9 protein-coding genes are annotated in these 14,499 nt (G+C 69.5%); 2 read left to right on the top strand and 7 right to left on the bottom strand.

What is annotated here, in order from left to right; translation table 11 throughout:
- Positions 1-29 precede the first annotated feature (29 nt).
- From KV396_RS06885 to KV396_RS06870, 4 genes are all read right to left on the bottom strand, one after another.
- Complete coding sequence (locus KV396_RS06885) at positions 30-5,591, bottom strand: DUF7507 domain-containing protein (RefSeq protein ID WP_247957306.1); 5,562 nt, start codon at positions 5,589-5,591, stop codon at positions 30-32.
- Positions 5,592-5,776: 185 nt separating this feature from the next.
- A complete protein-coding gene (locus KV396_RS06880; protein WP_247957305.1) occupies positions 5,777-9,268 on the bottom strand; it encodes an SdrD B-like domain-containing protein in 3,492 nt (1,163 codons plus the stop codon).
- A gap of 161 nt (positions 9,269-9,429) precedes the next feature.
- Positions 9,430-10,821: a DUF7507 domain-containing protein gene (locus KV396_RS06875; protein WP_247957304.1), complete on the bottom strand. Its 1,392-nt coding sequence runs from the start codon at positions 10,819-10,821 to the stop codon at positions 9,430-9,432.
- A 57-nt stretch (positions 10,822-10,878) separates the two neighbouring features.
- The gene (locus KV396_RS06870; RefSeq protein ID WP_247957303.1) at positions 10,879-11,205 is read right to left on the bottom strand and encodes a hypothetical protein; all 327 of its coding nucleotides are present in this window, start codon (positions 11,203-11,205) and stop codon (positions 10,879-10,881) included.
- A gap of 174 nt (positions 11,206-11,379) precedes the next feature.
- Between KV396_RS06870 and KV396_RS06865 the strand changes: the two genes are divergently transcribed.
- Entirely contained in the window at positions 11,380-11,730 is a 351-nt protein-coding gene (locus KV396_RS06865; protein WP_247623995.1) for a nuclear transport factor 2 family protein, read from the top strand.
- A 52-nt stretch (positions 11,731-11,782) separates the two neighbouring features.
- On the opposite strand, the gene KV396_RS06860 is transcribed toward KV396_RS06865, so the two are convergent.
- Positions 11,783-12,343 carry a TetR/AcrR family transcriptional regulator gene (locus tag KV396_RS06860; RefSeq protein WP_247957302.1) on the bottom strand — a complete coding sequence of 187 codons (561 nt, stop codon included), beginning with the start codon at positions 12,341-12,343 and terminating at the stop codon, positions 11,783-11,785.
- A 51-nt stretch (positions 12,344-12,394) separates the two neighbouring features.
- On the opposite strand from KV396_RS06860, the gene KV396_RS06855 reads away from it, so the two are divergent.
- A complete protein-coding gene (locus KV396_RS06855) occupies positions 12,395-12,715 on the top strand; it encodes a DUF952 domain-containing protein (protein WP_247957301.1) in 321 nt (106 codons plus the stop codon).
- Positions 12,716-12,735: 20 nt separating this feature from the next.
- On the opposite strand, the gene trxA is transcribed toward KV396_RS06855, so the two are convergent.
- Both trxA and nhaA read right to left on the bottom strand, forming a co-directional pair.
- Positions 12,736-13,107, bottom strand: a complete 372-nt coding sequence (gene trxA, locus KV396_RS06850; protein WP_247623998.1) for a thioredoxin — start codon at positions 13,105-13,107, stop codon at positions 12,736-12,738.
- 35 nt (positions 13,108-13,142) lie between these two features.
- Positions 13,143-14,450, bottom strand: a complete 1,308-nt coding sequence (gene nhaA / locus KV396_RS06845; RefSeq protein ID WP_247957300.1) for a Na+/H+ antiporter NhaA — start codon at positions 14,448-14,450, stop codon at positions 13,143-13,145.
- Between the last annotated feature and the right edge of the window lie 49 nt (positions 14,451-14,499).

The raw sequence follows: 14,499 nt of genomic DNA, 5'->3' as shown, positions 1-14,499 counted from the left end.
CGGCCGCCGCTCCGTACGCGGGCGCGACGCTAACCCCGTCGCACCCCTTGCCGCCGCGAGACCACGACCAGTCCCGCGCCGGCGAGCATCACCAGAAGGGCGAGGAGAGTCCACGCCCGGGGGTCGCCGCCGGTCGTGGCCAGCGGGCCCGACGGACCCGCCGGCGAGGGAGCAGCGGGAGCGACCTCGACGATCGTCACACTGGCCGTCGCTTCGGCATCCGCCCGGGCGTCACCCACACCCGTCGCGGTGGCCGTCGCCACGTTGACGACCTCCCCTGCCGCGGCCTGCGCGGCCGTGACCTGATACTCCTCGATCGCCGCGCACGCCACCGTCTCTCCGGGAGCGAGCACGTCGGCCTCGCACTCGATCGCACCCGCCATCGGGTCCGACACCTCGAGACCCGAGAGCGTCGCCGCGCTCGGGTTCGTGACGGTGAAGGTCCAGCGGATGCGGTCGTTCACCGTCATCCTGTCGTCACCGTCGACGTCGATCGGGGTACCGACCTTCTCGAGAGAGAGGGAGAGCACGCCGATGAACGGCAGTTCACTGGTCGACGGATCGGCATCGACCGTCGCATCGCCGAGCACGCTCGCCGTCGCGGACGCCGTGTTGGTGATGCCGCCGGCATCCACGTCGTCCTGCGTGACCTCGTACGCAGCGACGCAGTCCACGTACTGACCGGGCAGGAGGCTTCCGGTCTCGCAGCCGATCTCGGAGAGCTCGCCCGTTCCGGAGAACGCCCCCTCCTCGACCTCGATGCCCGAGACCGTCACGTTGCCGGTGTTCGTCACCCGGAAGCGGTACTCGATCTCCTGCCCCGCCGCCTCGATGCCCTCGACGTCGGCCGTCTTGACGATCGCCAGGCCGGGCACGCGCTCGAACGAGAGATCCTCGCGCGAGGGGTCGGACGCGATCGGCCCGCCCGGACCGGTACCCGTCGCGGTCGCAGTGTTCGACAGCGAACCGGCATCCACGTCGTCCTGCGTGATGACGTACGTCGCCTCGCAGATCAACTGGTCGTCGGGATCGAGGGTGCGCGAGACATCGCCGCAGTCGACGGCCGAGAGGTCGCCCGATCCGGTGAACTCGCCCTCGACGACCGCGACGCTCTGGAGCGTGACGTTGCCGGTGTTGGTGACGACGAACGAGTACGTGACCTCGTCGTCGACCGCGAGGTCGGTCGGGGTCGCGGACTTGACGACCGTGAGACCCGGAGCCGCGTCGATGATCACGGGGGCCGACGACGGGTCGCTCGACACGACGTCATCCGCCGGGGTGGTGGCGTGGGCCACCGCCGTGTTGTCGATCCGTCCGGTGTTCACGTCGGCCTGGGTCACCGCGTACGTCGCGGTGCAGTCGACGGAGTCGCCCGGCGCGAGGGAGCCGTCGGCGCAGTTCGCGACGACGTCCTCACCCGATCCGGTGAACGCCGTCTCCTCGATCTCGATGCCCTCGAGTGTGACATTGCCGTCGTTCGTGACGGTGAAGACGTAGGACACCTCGTCACCCGCCGCCTGGATCGGATCGGATGCCACCGACTTCACCAGGGAGAGAGTGGGCGCCGCGGTCACGTCGACGGTCGCGCTCGACGGCTCGGACTCGGGGCCGTCGACGCCGGCGGGAGCCGACGCCGAGGCGATGGCCGTGTTGGTGATCGCTCCGGCATCGAGGTCGGCCTGCGTGACCTCGTACGCAGCGGAGCAGGTGACGACGTCGCCCGGGGCGAGCTCGCCCGCCTCCGCCGGACACGTGACGACCGGAGCCGTACCCGTTCCCGAGAAGGCGGTCTCGTCGATCTGCACGTCGGTGACGGTGACGTCACCGGAGTTGGTGACCTCGAAGGAGTAGGCGACCTCGTCGCCGACGCCGTCGACGATGGTCGGCGATGCCGACTTCACGAGCGTCAGTGCGGCCGATCGGATCAGGTCGTCGGTGTCGGAGTCGTCGGCAGCCAGGATGACACCCGGGAGAGCCGGATCGCCCGCCTCGACCCGGACGCCGTTGACGATCTCGTCCTGCGTCTCCGCGGCCTGCACGACGCGCACCGTGACGGTGACCTGCTGGGTCGAGCCCGCCGCCCCCGTCGCGGCATCGCCGTCGCCGAGCCGGCCCGATGGCGCCAAGGACGCGATGCTCCAGGTCACCGTTCCTCCCGGGCGCAGGCCGTCGGCATCCGCCTCGCCCTGATCGGTCACCACGCCACCCGCGCTGGCCGAGACGAACGCGAGGGTGTCGGGCAGGGTGTCGGTCACGACCGCATCCGCGATCGCCTCCCCCGTGAGCAGGTTGGCGACGTCGATCGTGTACGTGAACTCCTCGCCCATCGCGACGGTGTCGACGCCGTCGGTCTTGGTGATGCCGACGAGGGCGTCTCCCTGCGCGACGACGAAGCACGCCTCGGCGGTGTTGTTCGCGTCGACGGGGTCGGACATCAGGCCGGAGACCTCGGCCCCGAAGCACGTGTCGTCACCGACCAGCTGGTCATCGGGAATGACGGCGGGCAGGTCGAGCGGGTTCGGTTCGTCGAGCGCGAGCATGCGCGATGCGCCCTCCGCCGTCACCGGATCGCACGTCAACGTCACGGGTCCGAGCACCGAGCCGTCGGCGGCGACATCATCGGCATCGCACACCCACCCCTCGGGGGTCAGGCTGGTGATGCGGATGCCGGCAGGAACGGCGATCTCGACGGTCGCCGGCGCAGCCTCCGACCCGCCGAGGTTCGTCACCACGAAGGGAACCGTGCCGGGGCGTCCGGCCTGCAGCGGCAGGCGATCGGGCACCGAGACCGCGAGATCGGCCTCCTGCGTGGTCGCGCACACCGGGCGCGGTTCGGTCGGCAGTGTGCTGGCGCTGTCGATGGCGACCGAATTGCAGGCGATCGCGTCGGCGGGGGCGCCCGGCACGACGTTGGCCGTGAACTCGAACGACGACGATTCTCCCGGTGCGAGATTGCCGCTCACCTGCGCGCGGATCGCGGAGGCACCGAACGCGCCGGCCGTCCACCCGGTGGTGCATCCGGGGTTCGTGGGGAGCACCTCGGTGCGGCACGGATTCTGCGACGCCGAGTAGCTCAGCGCCATGTTGAAGGATCGGAAGGTGACGGTGTTCAACGTTTCGGCGAACGTGCTGCCGCGGCCGTCGCCGACGTGCGGCAGGATGTCGTAGCCGACGATGCCCGAGAGCACGGTGTTTCCCGAGTTCACGAGCGTGACGCGGTAGGTGATGTCACTCGCGTCGGGATCGACGCCGACCACCACGTCGGGGTTCGACACCCACACGCAGTCGTCGTCGGTCACCACGCAGATCTCCTTCACGACGTCGAGACGTGCCACGCCGCTCACCGAGACGCTGATGGAGTTCGAGGCGAACGCCTCCGTGATGTTGCCGTCTCCGTCGACGTCCGTCGTGTCGACGACCTTTCCGCCCCATGTGGTGGTGTCCGGAGCGAACGCATTGCGCGAGTCTCCTGTCCAGACGTTCGCGACACTGCTCGTTCCGGCGGCGACCGCCGAGGTCGGGCTCGCCGAGACGCTCATCGTCGGCCAGGTCGCGTTGGCGCCGAACGTCGCCCCGGTCGGCCACGAGGCGATGACCGCCTGACGCGTCACGCCTGCGATCGTCACGTTCTTGGAGGTGAAGCTCACTCCCGGCGGCACGGTTCCCGCGGCGAAGCTCGCCGAGTTCGGAGTGATGTTCCACCCGATCGGTGCGATGAAGACGTACTGGGGCGAAACCGTACGGTCGGCCGGAATATTGGCAGTGGCGCCGTTGACGCGGTACGTCACCTTGCCCCCGGGAACGACCTGTCCGCCGCCCTCGACCACCGGTGTGCCGACGAATCCCGCGCTGAAAGCGGGCGCCGCGGCGGCGACCTTCGGGGTTTCGCGGAAGATCACCGCTGCGGTCGAGGTCACCGGGATCGGGGAGATCTGCGGCTGATCGGGGTAGGTCATGGTCGCCGACGCAGCGTTGCGCCACGTGAACAGCGGGCTGCCCACGGGAAGGTCGTACCCGTAGTTGATGCGGAAGAGGGTTCCGGCCGTGCCGCTCGGAAGCAGGTTGGGGCCGGCCAGCGAACCGGAGGTCACGGTGGCCGCGGTCAGCCACGAGCCCGCCGGGGCCGTGTAGGTGGTCGCGGTCGTGGTTCCCTGCGTCGTCGTCGTGCCGTCGGTGATCGTCCAGGCGATCGTCGGTGCGGTCGCGCCGCCCGAGGTCGTGATCCGCCGCACGCGCACGTCGGAGTTGCCCAGATCGTTGTCGACGACGGTCGCGATGCCGGCGACGTTGCCGCGGTTGTAGGTGTCGACCTGCCAGAAGCGGTCGGTGCGCGTCGCGAATGGCGCGACGGTCTGTCCCGGCGTGCAGACGCGGTTCCAGTCGTCGCGGCCGCTCGTCGGACAGACCAGTCCGGTCGTGTCCGGCGGAACGTTCACCCAGCGTGATCCGTTGATGTCCTGGTCGGCGTTGCCGATCTTCGTCTGCTCGGCGCGGCCGAACGGCTCGACCCGCACGACATCGTGCCGGAACGAGGTGGTCGCCGTCTTCACGGTCTGCGCGTCGTCGAGGTAGGTCACACTGACATCGACGTTGTTGGTGACGGGAGCGATGAAGTCCGCTCCGTCCGCCGACTCGGGGAAGGCGCTCGCGGGATAGCGGACCGTCACGGTGCGCGGGTTGTATCCGTACCCCTGGGTCCAGCCGCCCACGGCGGCGACACCGAATCCACCGGCCGCGGTCGCGCCGGACTTCGTCCAGGTCACGCTGTGATTCGCCGCGTCGTAGACGCCGCCGTCCCCGGCGCTGACGAACTGCGCCTGGGCAGGCAGCCGATCCACCACGCTGTAACTCTCGCCGCAGAGCAGGTTGCCCGCGGCGGTCCAGCGACCGGAGCCGCGGTTGGTGAAGCACCCGTCCGACATCGCGACCGTGTAGGTCATGTCGGTGTCGGGGCGCACCGTCGCCGGACCGGTCTTCACGACGGTGGGCGTTGCGGGCAATGCGATCTGCCACGTGACCGGCGCTGCAGTGGCCGTGGCGGGTCCGACCGCGTTCGGCGAGGTGATCGTCGCCGAGTTGCTGATCTGGTATCCGTTCGGGAAGTAGGCGGGAGCCGCGGCGCCGGGCGCGCTGGCGTCGATGTCGCGCACGTACTGCACGAGGAACGTCGACGACGTCCCGGCCGCGACGGTGCCCAATCGCACGGTGACTCCGCCCGTCACCGTGTTGGCGATCGTCGCGCCACCGCCGGCGGGCGGTGTCCACGTCTCGTAGCGGTGGATGCGGAAGGTGCCGTAGGTCGGGTCGAGGGCGACCGCGGGCAGCGTGACCACGGTGTCGGTGCACTCGGCGACCGAGCAGGAGTACGCGATGCGGTATCCGAGACGGTTGTTCTGCTGTCCGTACCCGGTCGCCGTCACCGCCTCGCCGGTGGTGGGATTCACCGGCGTGATCTCGATCGAGAGCACGGCGGGTCCCGCCGCGTACGCCGCGGGCGCGGCCACCAGCATCATCGTGACGGTGGCGAGCGTCGCCAGCATGGCGACGGCTGCGGTGCGCAGGCGCGAGGGCGCGCGAGATGGACCGGTCATTGAACTCCCCTTCAGAAACCGCAGGGCGACGCAGAGGTCGCGAGGACAGAGCCTCATCTGCATGCTGTCGTCTGAAGGGTCGCCCAACCGCCGCGAAGGCGAAACTTCACCCTCGCTTCACCCACCCCGGCGCGGGGCACCACGTCTCTCGTGGTGTCCCGCGCCGGACTCGAGGTTTCCGCGGGTCAGACCGCGCGGCGTCGTCGTACGGCGAACGTGACGGCACCTCCCGAGATCAGCAGCAGCGCGATTCCGGCGAGCGCGAGCGGCAGGTCGCCGCCCGTCGTGGCGAGCGCGTTGACGCCCGGGGTGCCCGGCCGCGCCGGGTCGACCGGGCTCTCTCCCGGCTCCTCGGCGCCTGCACCCGGGGTGCCCGGCGTCGGTTCGGTCGGCGCTTCGCGCACGATCACGCCGGCATCCCAGGTCGGGTCGACGCCCTCGGTGGCCCGCACGTCGTTCCATTCGTAATCGCGCGAGAGGTGGACGTTGTCCGGCCCGAGCACGATCGTCTGCGTCATGCCGGTCGTGGTGTCCGCATCCGAGTCCACGGTGTCGTCCGCCCCGGCATCCGCCTGCGTGAAGACGTACGTCTTCTTCTGGTCCGCGGTCAGGGTGAACTTCACGCGATACTCCCCGGCCGGCAGTTCGTCGAACAGGTAGCGGCCGCGCTCGTCGGTCGTCGTAGTCGCAATGACCTCGCCGTCCTGGATGAGCTCGACGGTCACGCCGGGCAGAACCTGCTCGTCGTCGTCCTGTCGGCCGTCCTTGTTCGCGTCGATCCACGTGACGTCGCCGATCGCGTACGTCTTCTCGGGCTCGGGCGTCGTGCCCGGGGTGTTGTAGAGCGCCACGTCGTCCGAGACCCCGTTCGCCGCGACGGCGATGCGGGTGAGCTCGGTCGCCAGCTGGTACCCGGCGGGCGCGACGTCCTCGCGCAGCCAGAACGTTCCGGCGCTCTTCACGGTCGGCGTCGTGCCCTCGGCCGTGACGATCTTGCCGTCGACCACGCGCAGGTCGCTCAGCACGACCGTCTGCTGGTCGTCGGCCAGCACCGAGAAGCGGGCGCCCGCGTCGGTGATCAGCTTCGCGGCATCCGTGCTGTCGCGCTTGAGCAGGTTCAGCGGGTAGTCGTTCGTCGGCGTGATCGTGGCGCCGACGGCGCCGATCATGTTGGTGATGCCGACGTTCGCCTGGTAGTCGACGACGCGCACCTTGAAGAACAGGGCCAGCGTCTCACCGCTCACGAGGCGTCCGCGCTCGAGCGTGACCGTGTCGGTCGACGCGTCGTACGCAGCCGTGATGTTCGTGCCCGGCACCGTGTAGGTGGCACCGCCGGTCGTCGTGCCCGAGGTCACGTCACCCGGTGCGACCCATCCCAGGAACTCCACGCCCGCGGGCAGCACGTCGACGACGTCCTCGACCATGTGGGTGAAGGTGCCGTGCGGCATGAGCTCGACGCGGTAGATGAAGTCGGTCTGCGTCAGGGCGCCCTCGGCATCCATCTCGACCCGCAGGCTTCCGGTGAAGGCGTCGTTCGCGGCGTCGTAGACGCGCTTGCGCACCTCCATCTCGTTGCCGAAGCTGGTCGCCGTCGTGCGCGAGGTCGAGGTGTAGACGATCTCCTGACCCTCCCCCTCGTACCGCGCGGCGTTGTCGACCTCGATGGTCTGCTTGCCCTGCAAAACCTGGGTGGGCAGGTCGAGCGTGATCGCCCAGCTCTTCAGGAACGGGGCTGCGGCGGATGCTCCCCACGCGGCGTCCTGGGGGAACGCGTCGTTCGGGGCGATGACCAGCGTGCCGTCTTCGGCGATCGTCACGTCGAACGTGTCGGCGTCGAGCGGGTAGTTGTAGTCGTAGGCGCCGGTGATCGACTCCTTGATCGCGGGGAGCGTCGCCGCGGTCACGTCGAAGATCGAGTGATCGATCTCGTCGACGATGCGCGAGGTCGCGGCGTCTCCGACGTTCTCACCGATGCGGAACGTGTACGGGATCGTCGTCGACGTGCCGCCGGTGACCGAGACGGTTCCGCCCGGGGCGGTCTTCGAGAACCGGCCCGGGTCGTCGACGCCGCCCGAGGTGTCCTTCGGAACGGTGATCGTCGTCGAGGCCGACTTCGACTCGTACTTGCCGTCGTCGTACACGAAGTACGCATCGTTCGACACGCGGTACTGGGTCGCGTACTGGTTGTCGCTGCTCGCCTGCTGCGGCAGAGCGGTGATCGTGGCGGCGGCCGCGAGGCGGTACTCCCTGGTGACGTCCTTGCCGATGTTCACGAAGAGGTTCTTGCCGTCGACGACGTAGGTGCCCCGGTACTCGTCGGCGGCGATCGTCTTCTCGACGTCGCTCGTGATGCCCGTGGCGGGGCGGAGTGCGACGGCGGTGCCGTCCTGATCGATCGCGGTGAGGAAGCCGGCGGCATCCGTCTTCCACGACGTCTGAGCCGGCAGTGTGTCACGGATGACGACGTTGCGCGTCAGCGCGAACGGGCCGTCGGCGAAGTCGGCGAAGACGCGCAGGTCGGCGCGCAGCGTGTAGGTCGCGTCGATCGCCGTCTCGAGGGTCGCGCCGGCGGCGAGCTGCTTCTGCAGCTGTACGGCGGTCGGGTCGACGGTCTTGCCGAAGGCGGCGCCCGTTCCCGGCCGGTCCTGGCCCTTGACCGAACCGCGGATGGCGGTGCCGGCGCTGTGCTTCGTGCCGTTCACGTCGACCTGGTTGGTGACGGTGACGGAGTAGGAACCGCCGTTGATCTTGTCGACGGCGTCGTACGCGCGCTGCAGGTCGGCGCGTACGGCCTCGAGGGCAGCGGCGTCGGCTATGGTCGCCCGATAGGTGAAGGTGTAGATCGAGTTCGCCTCGGCACGGAAGGTGTGGGCGAAGCTCGTGCCCGAGATCGCGGGCAGATCGGCGAGCGCGGTGGTGACCGGGTTCAGGTCGTTCCCGTCGCGTACGACCTTGGTGCCGGCGAGCGACCCCTCGACGAAGGCGAGGTGGGCGCCGAGGGTGTCGGTCACCGTGATGTCGCGCGCCTCCCTGCTCGACACGGTGACCGTGTACGGCAGGGCGATGTCGAGCGCGCTCGGGTCGATCACGACGCGACCGTCGACGACCGTGTGCGGAATGTTCACGCCGCCGACCGACTTGTTCGACGATGTGCCCGTCGACTGCGGCGACTCGCCGGGTTCGGTGATGATCACCTTCTGGGTCGTGGGGGTGCCGTCGACGTTCCAGACCAGGTCGCGGACCTCGGACCGCTGCACTTTGTCGACGGTGAACGAGAGATCGAGAACGCCCTGGTTCACATCGGCCGGGAACGGATCGTTGAACGTCACGACGAGCTCGCCGGCGGCGTTGACCGCGAGGGAGCGAACGGCGGTGTTGCCGTCGGGAACGGTGAGAGCCGCATCGGGGATCGTGATCCCCGACGGCAGGCCGATCGCGACGACGGCACCGTCGTCCATGCTGCCGTAGCCGAGCTGGAAGGCGTAGGTTCCACCCTCCGTCAGCACGGGCATGCCGTTGTGTCCGCTTCCGGTGTCGATCGGGAAGACCGTGACCGTGCCACCCGCGGCGAGCGCCGGAGCGCTCAGCCCGCCGATGGACATGAGGGCGACGAGGATACCCGCCAGCCAGTGAACGAATGTGCGCGCGCGGGATCGCCGCGCGATGTGCTCAGACATCGATTACTCCAGAACAGATGAGGGGGCGCGTCAATGGGGGGACGCACCCCTGCGTCGGTACCGATTCCGGTACTCGTCGAACGCCGCGGCCTCGGGAACCGGGCGTTCACGCACGGGTCCGAAGACCCCTGCACTGGAGAGACGGGGAAGAAGGGCTCCGATTACGGAGCGCGGTGGGTGAACCGGGGGTGAAGTTCACGGATCACGAGAACCGCCCCCCAGAGAAGCAGACCCATCGCCGCGATGATGGCGGGCAGTCCGGTGGCGCCGCCGGACTCGGCGAGAGCGGGAGCCGCAGCAGCACCGCCGCCGCCCGTGCTGGGTTGAGGGGCCGGTGCGGCCACGACCGGCGTGGTGACGGCATCCTCGACGGCATCCGTCTCGGCCGAACTCGCCCGCCCCGTGTTCACGATCTGGCCGGCGACGAGGTCGACGTCCGTCACCCGGTGCGTCGCCGCGAGCACGCAGGCCGCCCCGACCTCCACCCGCTCGCACGAGGTGCTCTGCCCCGTGAGCGGGTCGTCGACCGTGACGGTGGTGAGAGCGGTTTCGCCCGTGTTGGTCGCCGTCAGCGTGTAGCTCAGCGTGTCGCCGACGGTCACCGTTCCCGAGCCGTCGGCATCATCGTTGCCGGTGAGGTTCTTCACGAACGTCAGCGCCGCGACGGGGCACGCCCCCGAGTCCTGGCGCGAGGTCGCTCCGTACAGGGGGAGATCGGTCGTGGCGACGACGGAGGTCGCCAACGGAGCTTCGGATGCCGTGGTCGGGATGCCGTCGAGCACGAGGATCTCGCCGGTCGATGCCGCGAGGTACACGCGTCCGCCCGAGAGCGCCGCACCGAACGACAGCGGCACCTGGCCGACGACCGTGCTGGTACCGGCGGCGAAGTCGAACAGCACGAGGAACCCGCGGTCGGCGCCGTCGTGGGCGAGACCGAGGATCAGACCGGAGTCGAGGGTGAGGAAGTCGCCGCCCGAGGCGAGGTACGTCTCGCCGTCGGCCAGCATCGGGAAGCTCACCGGCGCATCGGTCAGCCGCGCGGTCTCCGGATCGAGGAACCAGATGCTCGTGTACAGGTACCCGGCGGCGAGGAGCCGGCCGTCGGCCGTGGCGGAGAGCGAGTTGAGCCAGTTGTCCTCGAAGGGGGCGCTGCCGTCGTCGAACAGGATCTCGCCGGCATCCGTCGAGACGCCCGTGGCGGCATCGATCGTGAAGAGGTGCTGCGGGTCGGTCCAGTCCACCCCGTAGAGCACGGTCTCATCGGCGTTCCAGGCGATGTCGCCGAACGAGCGGTCGAGCGCGACGCTCGACTCGAGCGCGAGAGCACCGGTCGCGGCATCCGCCCCGTAGCGCTGCAGGGTGAGCGGGTCTTCGCCGCTGTTCACGTAGACGTCGGCGGGCACGCAGGCCCCCGGCGTCACCGCGAGCGGAACCTCCGCCGCCTGGGCCGGCACCGCAGCCGCGCCCGCTGCCAACGCGAGCGCGAACACCCCGCCGAGAGCTGCGAGAACCCGCCTCCGTGCACCACGAAAAGTGCGCGTCGAAACCGTCATTCCGTGAATCCCCTCATCGCATACGCGGTCATCCCCGCGCACACTCTATCGATGCGCTCACACCCCCGGCATCCGATTCCGCCGCGACGGGCGGCGACGACGCACGTCGAGAACCACCCCGCCGATGACGGCGAGCAGCAAGGCGCCGCTCAGGCCGGCGATGGCGAGGTTCGCGGGCGTTAGCCCGGTGCTGTCGCTCACCTCCGTGTGCGGCGACGGCGTCTCGCCCGTCAGGGCTCGATCGGTCGCGGCCTGTGTGAACCCGGATGCCGCGGCGGCGGGTTCGGCGGGCGCGACGAGGACCGGTCCTGTGGCGAGCGCAGCCGCCAGGGTAAGGATCGAAAGGGTGCGCGAAAGGCGCGCGCGAACGCGAGTGTTCCCCACCGGGGTTCTCCTTCATGGCTCCGGGTAAAGCCGAACGGATACCGGGCGTACATCCCCCATCACCTCGACTCCGCCCGAGGAGTGGAGAGGCAGCGATATTCTAGCCGACCTCGTGACGCGGCCGGGGAGGGGCGCCCCCTTGCGACGGCATCCGTGGCGGCTTACGCTCGCGACATGTCGAGCAGCGCCGTCGGGGTCGTCCAGGAGTTCATGCGGGCATTCCGCGCGCAGGATCGCGCGGCGGCTGAGCGGATCATGGCCGACGACTTCGTGTTCACCAGCCCGCAGGACGACCACATCGACAAGGCGACCTGGCTGGAGCGTTGCTTCCCGACCGCGGGTCATTTCAGCTCACCGGCGCAGACCCTCCAGATCATCCCGATCGACGGTCTCGTGCTGCACCGCTACGAGTATGCCGTCGACGGCATACTGTGGCGCAACGTCGAGTCGCTCGAGGTGCGCGACGGCCGCGTGCACGCCGTCGAGGTGTACTTCGGCGGGTCGATCGGCCGCGTCGGCGGGTGATCGCGGGTCGCATTCGCGGGTGCGATGGAGGGGACGCCCCGAGCGTCCGTCGTCACAGGCCGAGTACGGCGAGCGTGCGGTCGACGTGCGCGGAGACCGTCGCGGCCGACGGTGCCGCATCGAGCCCGAGCAGGCGTCGGCGGTGCGGTTCGCCGAGCAGCGCGGAGAAGAGGAGGTCGGCGGGGACGACGGCATCCACCGGCAGGTACTCGCCGAGGAATCGCTGCGCCCGACCCGGCCCCTCGTCGTAGAGCTCCGCGGCGAGCGTCGCATCGGCTCCTGCCGCCCCGATCAGCGCGCGATGAACGGCGATCGCATCGTCGGCCAGGAGGTGGCTCACTACGGCGACGGATGCTTCGCGCACCCCGCCCACCGATCGCCATGCCTCATCGGCATAGGCGTGCTGTCGGCGCACGGCGGCGCGCATCAGTCCGAGCCGGTCACCGTACTCGCTGTAGAGAGTGCGCTTGGCGACGTGCGCGTCGGCGGCGATGCGGTCGAAGGTCACGGCGTCGTACCCCTCGGACGCGAGGAGCGAGACGACGAGTTCGACGATCCGCTCGTGACGTTCGAGCCTCTCGGCGGCCGAGGGTCGTCCGCGCTTTCCTGTCATAGGAGTAGCCTAGCGTTTAATGCAACGGTTGCGTTTCATTAAGGAGGAGCGTTGGGCAATCACATCCATCACATCGCCATCCAGGACGACTGGGAGATGAGTCGCGGATTCGGCGAGTACGTCGTCTCGACGCGCGGCATGCATCTCGACGACGTGGGATTCATCCACGCGACCACGGCCGATCGAGTGAGCGTGGTCGTCGCGCGACGGTTCGGCGATCTCCGGCTTCCCCTCCTCGACATCGAGATCGACGTCGAGGCGCTCGAGGCACAGGGCGTGCGGGTCGAATGGGTCGACGGCGCGCCCCGCATCCTGGGCGAGTTGCCGATGTCGACCGAGGTGATCGCCGCCGAGAGTCCGATCGTGCGGTGAGGGATACCCCTCGCGGGCGACTACTCGGCCGCCGCCTCCGCCTCCGCGATCTGAGCGCGAACAGCGTCCATGTCGAGGGCGCGCACCTGGCCGATGAGGTTCTCGAGAGCCGGGGCGGGCAGGGCGCCGGCCTGCGAGAAGACCAGGATGTTGTCGCGGAAAGCCATCAGCGTCGGGATCGAGACGATGCCCGCAGCGCGCGACAGGTCCTGGTTCGCCTCGGTGTCGACCTTCGCGAAGGTGATGTCGGGGTGCTGCTCCGACGCCCCCTCGAAGATCGGGCCGAACATCCGGCAGGGGCCGCACCATTCCGCCCAGAAGTCGACGAGCACGATGCCGTCCTTCTCGACCGTCTGTGCGAAGTCCGCACTGCTGAGCGCTGTCGTTGCCATGGGGTGTCCTTTTCGTCGAGTGGCTTCCGACCAGCCTACGGATGCCGGGGCGGCTGCGGGCCGTCGGCATCCGGCTGTCGTCCCGCGGGGTCCAGCGCCGCGCGCGCTCGGGAGTTGCGCACGGCCAGCACCGCACCACCGATGACTGCGGCCAGGAACGATCCGAGCAGCACCCCGATCTTGACGTGCTCGTCGGCGACCGACGACGAGCCGTAGGCGAGCTCGCCGACGAGCAGCGAAACCGTGAACCCGATGCCCGCCAGGAACGACATACCCGCCAGGTCGGGCCACCGCAGCGACGCGTCGAGACGGAGCGCAGGGATGCGACTCAGCAGGAACGTCGTGACGAGGATGCCGATCGGCTTGCCCACGACGAGGCCCGCCACGATGCCGATCGTGATCGGGTCGCGCAGCGCCGAGAGGAGTCCGTCGATCCCGCCGATGCTCACACCCGCCGCGAAGAAGGCGAAGACCGGCACGGCGAAGAGCGTCGCGACGACTCCCCAGCGGTCGGCGAAATGCGCCGCGAAGCCGTCGTACCGCGTGCCGTCGTCATCCTCACCGACGGCGACGCGCGCCCGCTCGGTCGGCAGCACGGGAACGACGAATCCGAGCAGCACCCCGGCGACGGTGGCGTGCACACCGGCCGCATGCACGCAGACCCAGACCGCGATCGCCAGCGGCAGCAGGATCCACCACGCGCGCACGCCCCGCTGCACCGCGAAGGCGAAACCGGCGAGCGGGAGGAGCGCGAGCACGAGCAGCGGCAGACTGATCGACTCGGTGTAGAAGGTCGCGATGATCGTGATCGCGATCAGGTCGTCGACGATGGCAAGAGTGAGGAGGAAGACGCGCAGTGCCGGCGGCAGGAATCGGCCGACCACGGCGATGACCGCGACCGCGAAGGCGATGTCGGTCGCCGTGGGAATGGCCCAGCCGCGCAACACCTCCGCACCGCTCGACGCGTTGACGATCAGGAAGAACAGGGCCGGAACGACGACACCGCCGATCGCCGCCGCGATCGGGAGCGCCGCTCGCCGGGGATCGCGCAACCGACCCGCGACGAACTCCTCCTTCAGCTCGAGTCCGACGACGAAGAAGAAGATGGCCAGGAGTCCATCGGCCGCCCAGGCACCGACGCTCAGTTCGAGATGCAGCGCGGGGATGCCGAAGGTGAAGTCGCGAACGGCCTCGTACCAGGGTGCGGCCGGAGAGTTGGCGAGGACGACCGCGGCGATGGTGGCGGCGAGGAGCAGCGCGCCACCGAAGACGTCGCTGCGGGCGGTGGAACGGATGCCTCGCCACAGCTCGTGCGGGGCAAGACGAAGACGGGAAGAAGACACAGGGGTACCTCGGGAAGTGGGAGTGGTCGACGAAACGTTCGGCCGCCCC

Origin of the sequence: Microbacterium galbinum, assembly GCF_023101185.1 — a bacterium.
Classification (GTDB): Bacteria; Actinomycetota; Actinomycetes; order Actinomycetales; family Microbacteriaceae; genus Microbacterium; species Microbacterium galbinum.
This window is presented reverse-complemented; position numbering and strand designations above follow the sequence as displayed.

Coding starts and splice junctions, on each gene's coding strand:
- KV396_RS06885 (WP_247957306.1), bottom strand. CDS start 5,591: ATGACCGGTCCATCTCGCGCGCCCTCGCGCCTGCGCACCGCAGCCGTC.
- KV396_RS06880 (WP_247957305.1), bottom strand. CDS start 9,268: ATGTCTGAGCACATCGCGCGGCGATCCCGCGCGCGCACATTCGTTCAC.
- KV396_RS06875 (WP_247957304.1), bottom strand. CDS start 10,821: ATGACGGTTTCGACGCGCACTTTTCGTGGTGCACGGAGGCGGGTTCTC.
- KV396_RS06865 (WP_247623995.1), top strand. CDS start 11,380: ATGTCGAGCAGCGCCGTCGGGGTCGTCCAGGAGTTCATGCGGGCATTC.
- KV396_RS06860 (WP_247957302.1), bottom strand. CDS start 12,343: ATGACAGGAAAGCGCGGACGACCCTCGGCCGCCGAGAGGCTCGAACGT.
- trxA (WP_247623998.1), bottom strand. CDS start 13,107: ATGGCAACGACAGCGCTCAGCAGTGCGGACTTCGCACAGACGGTCGAG.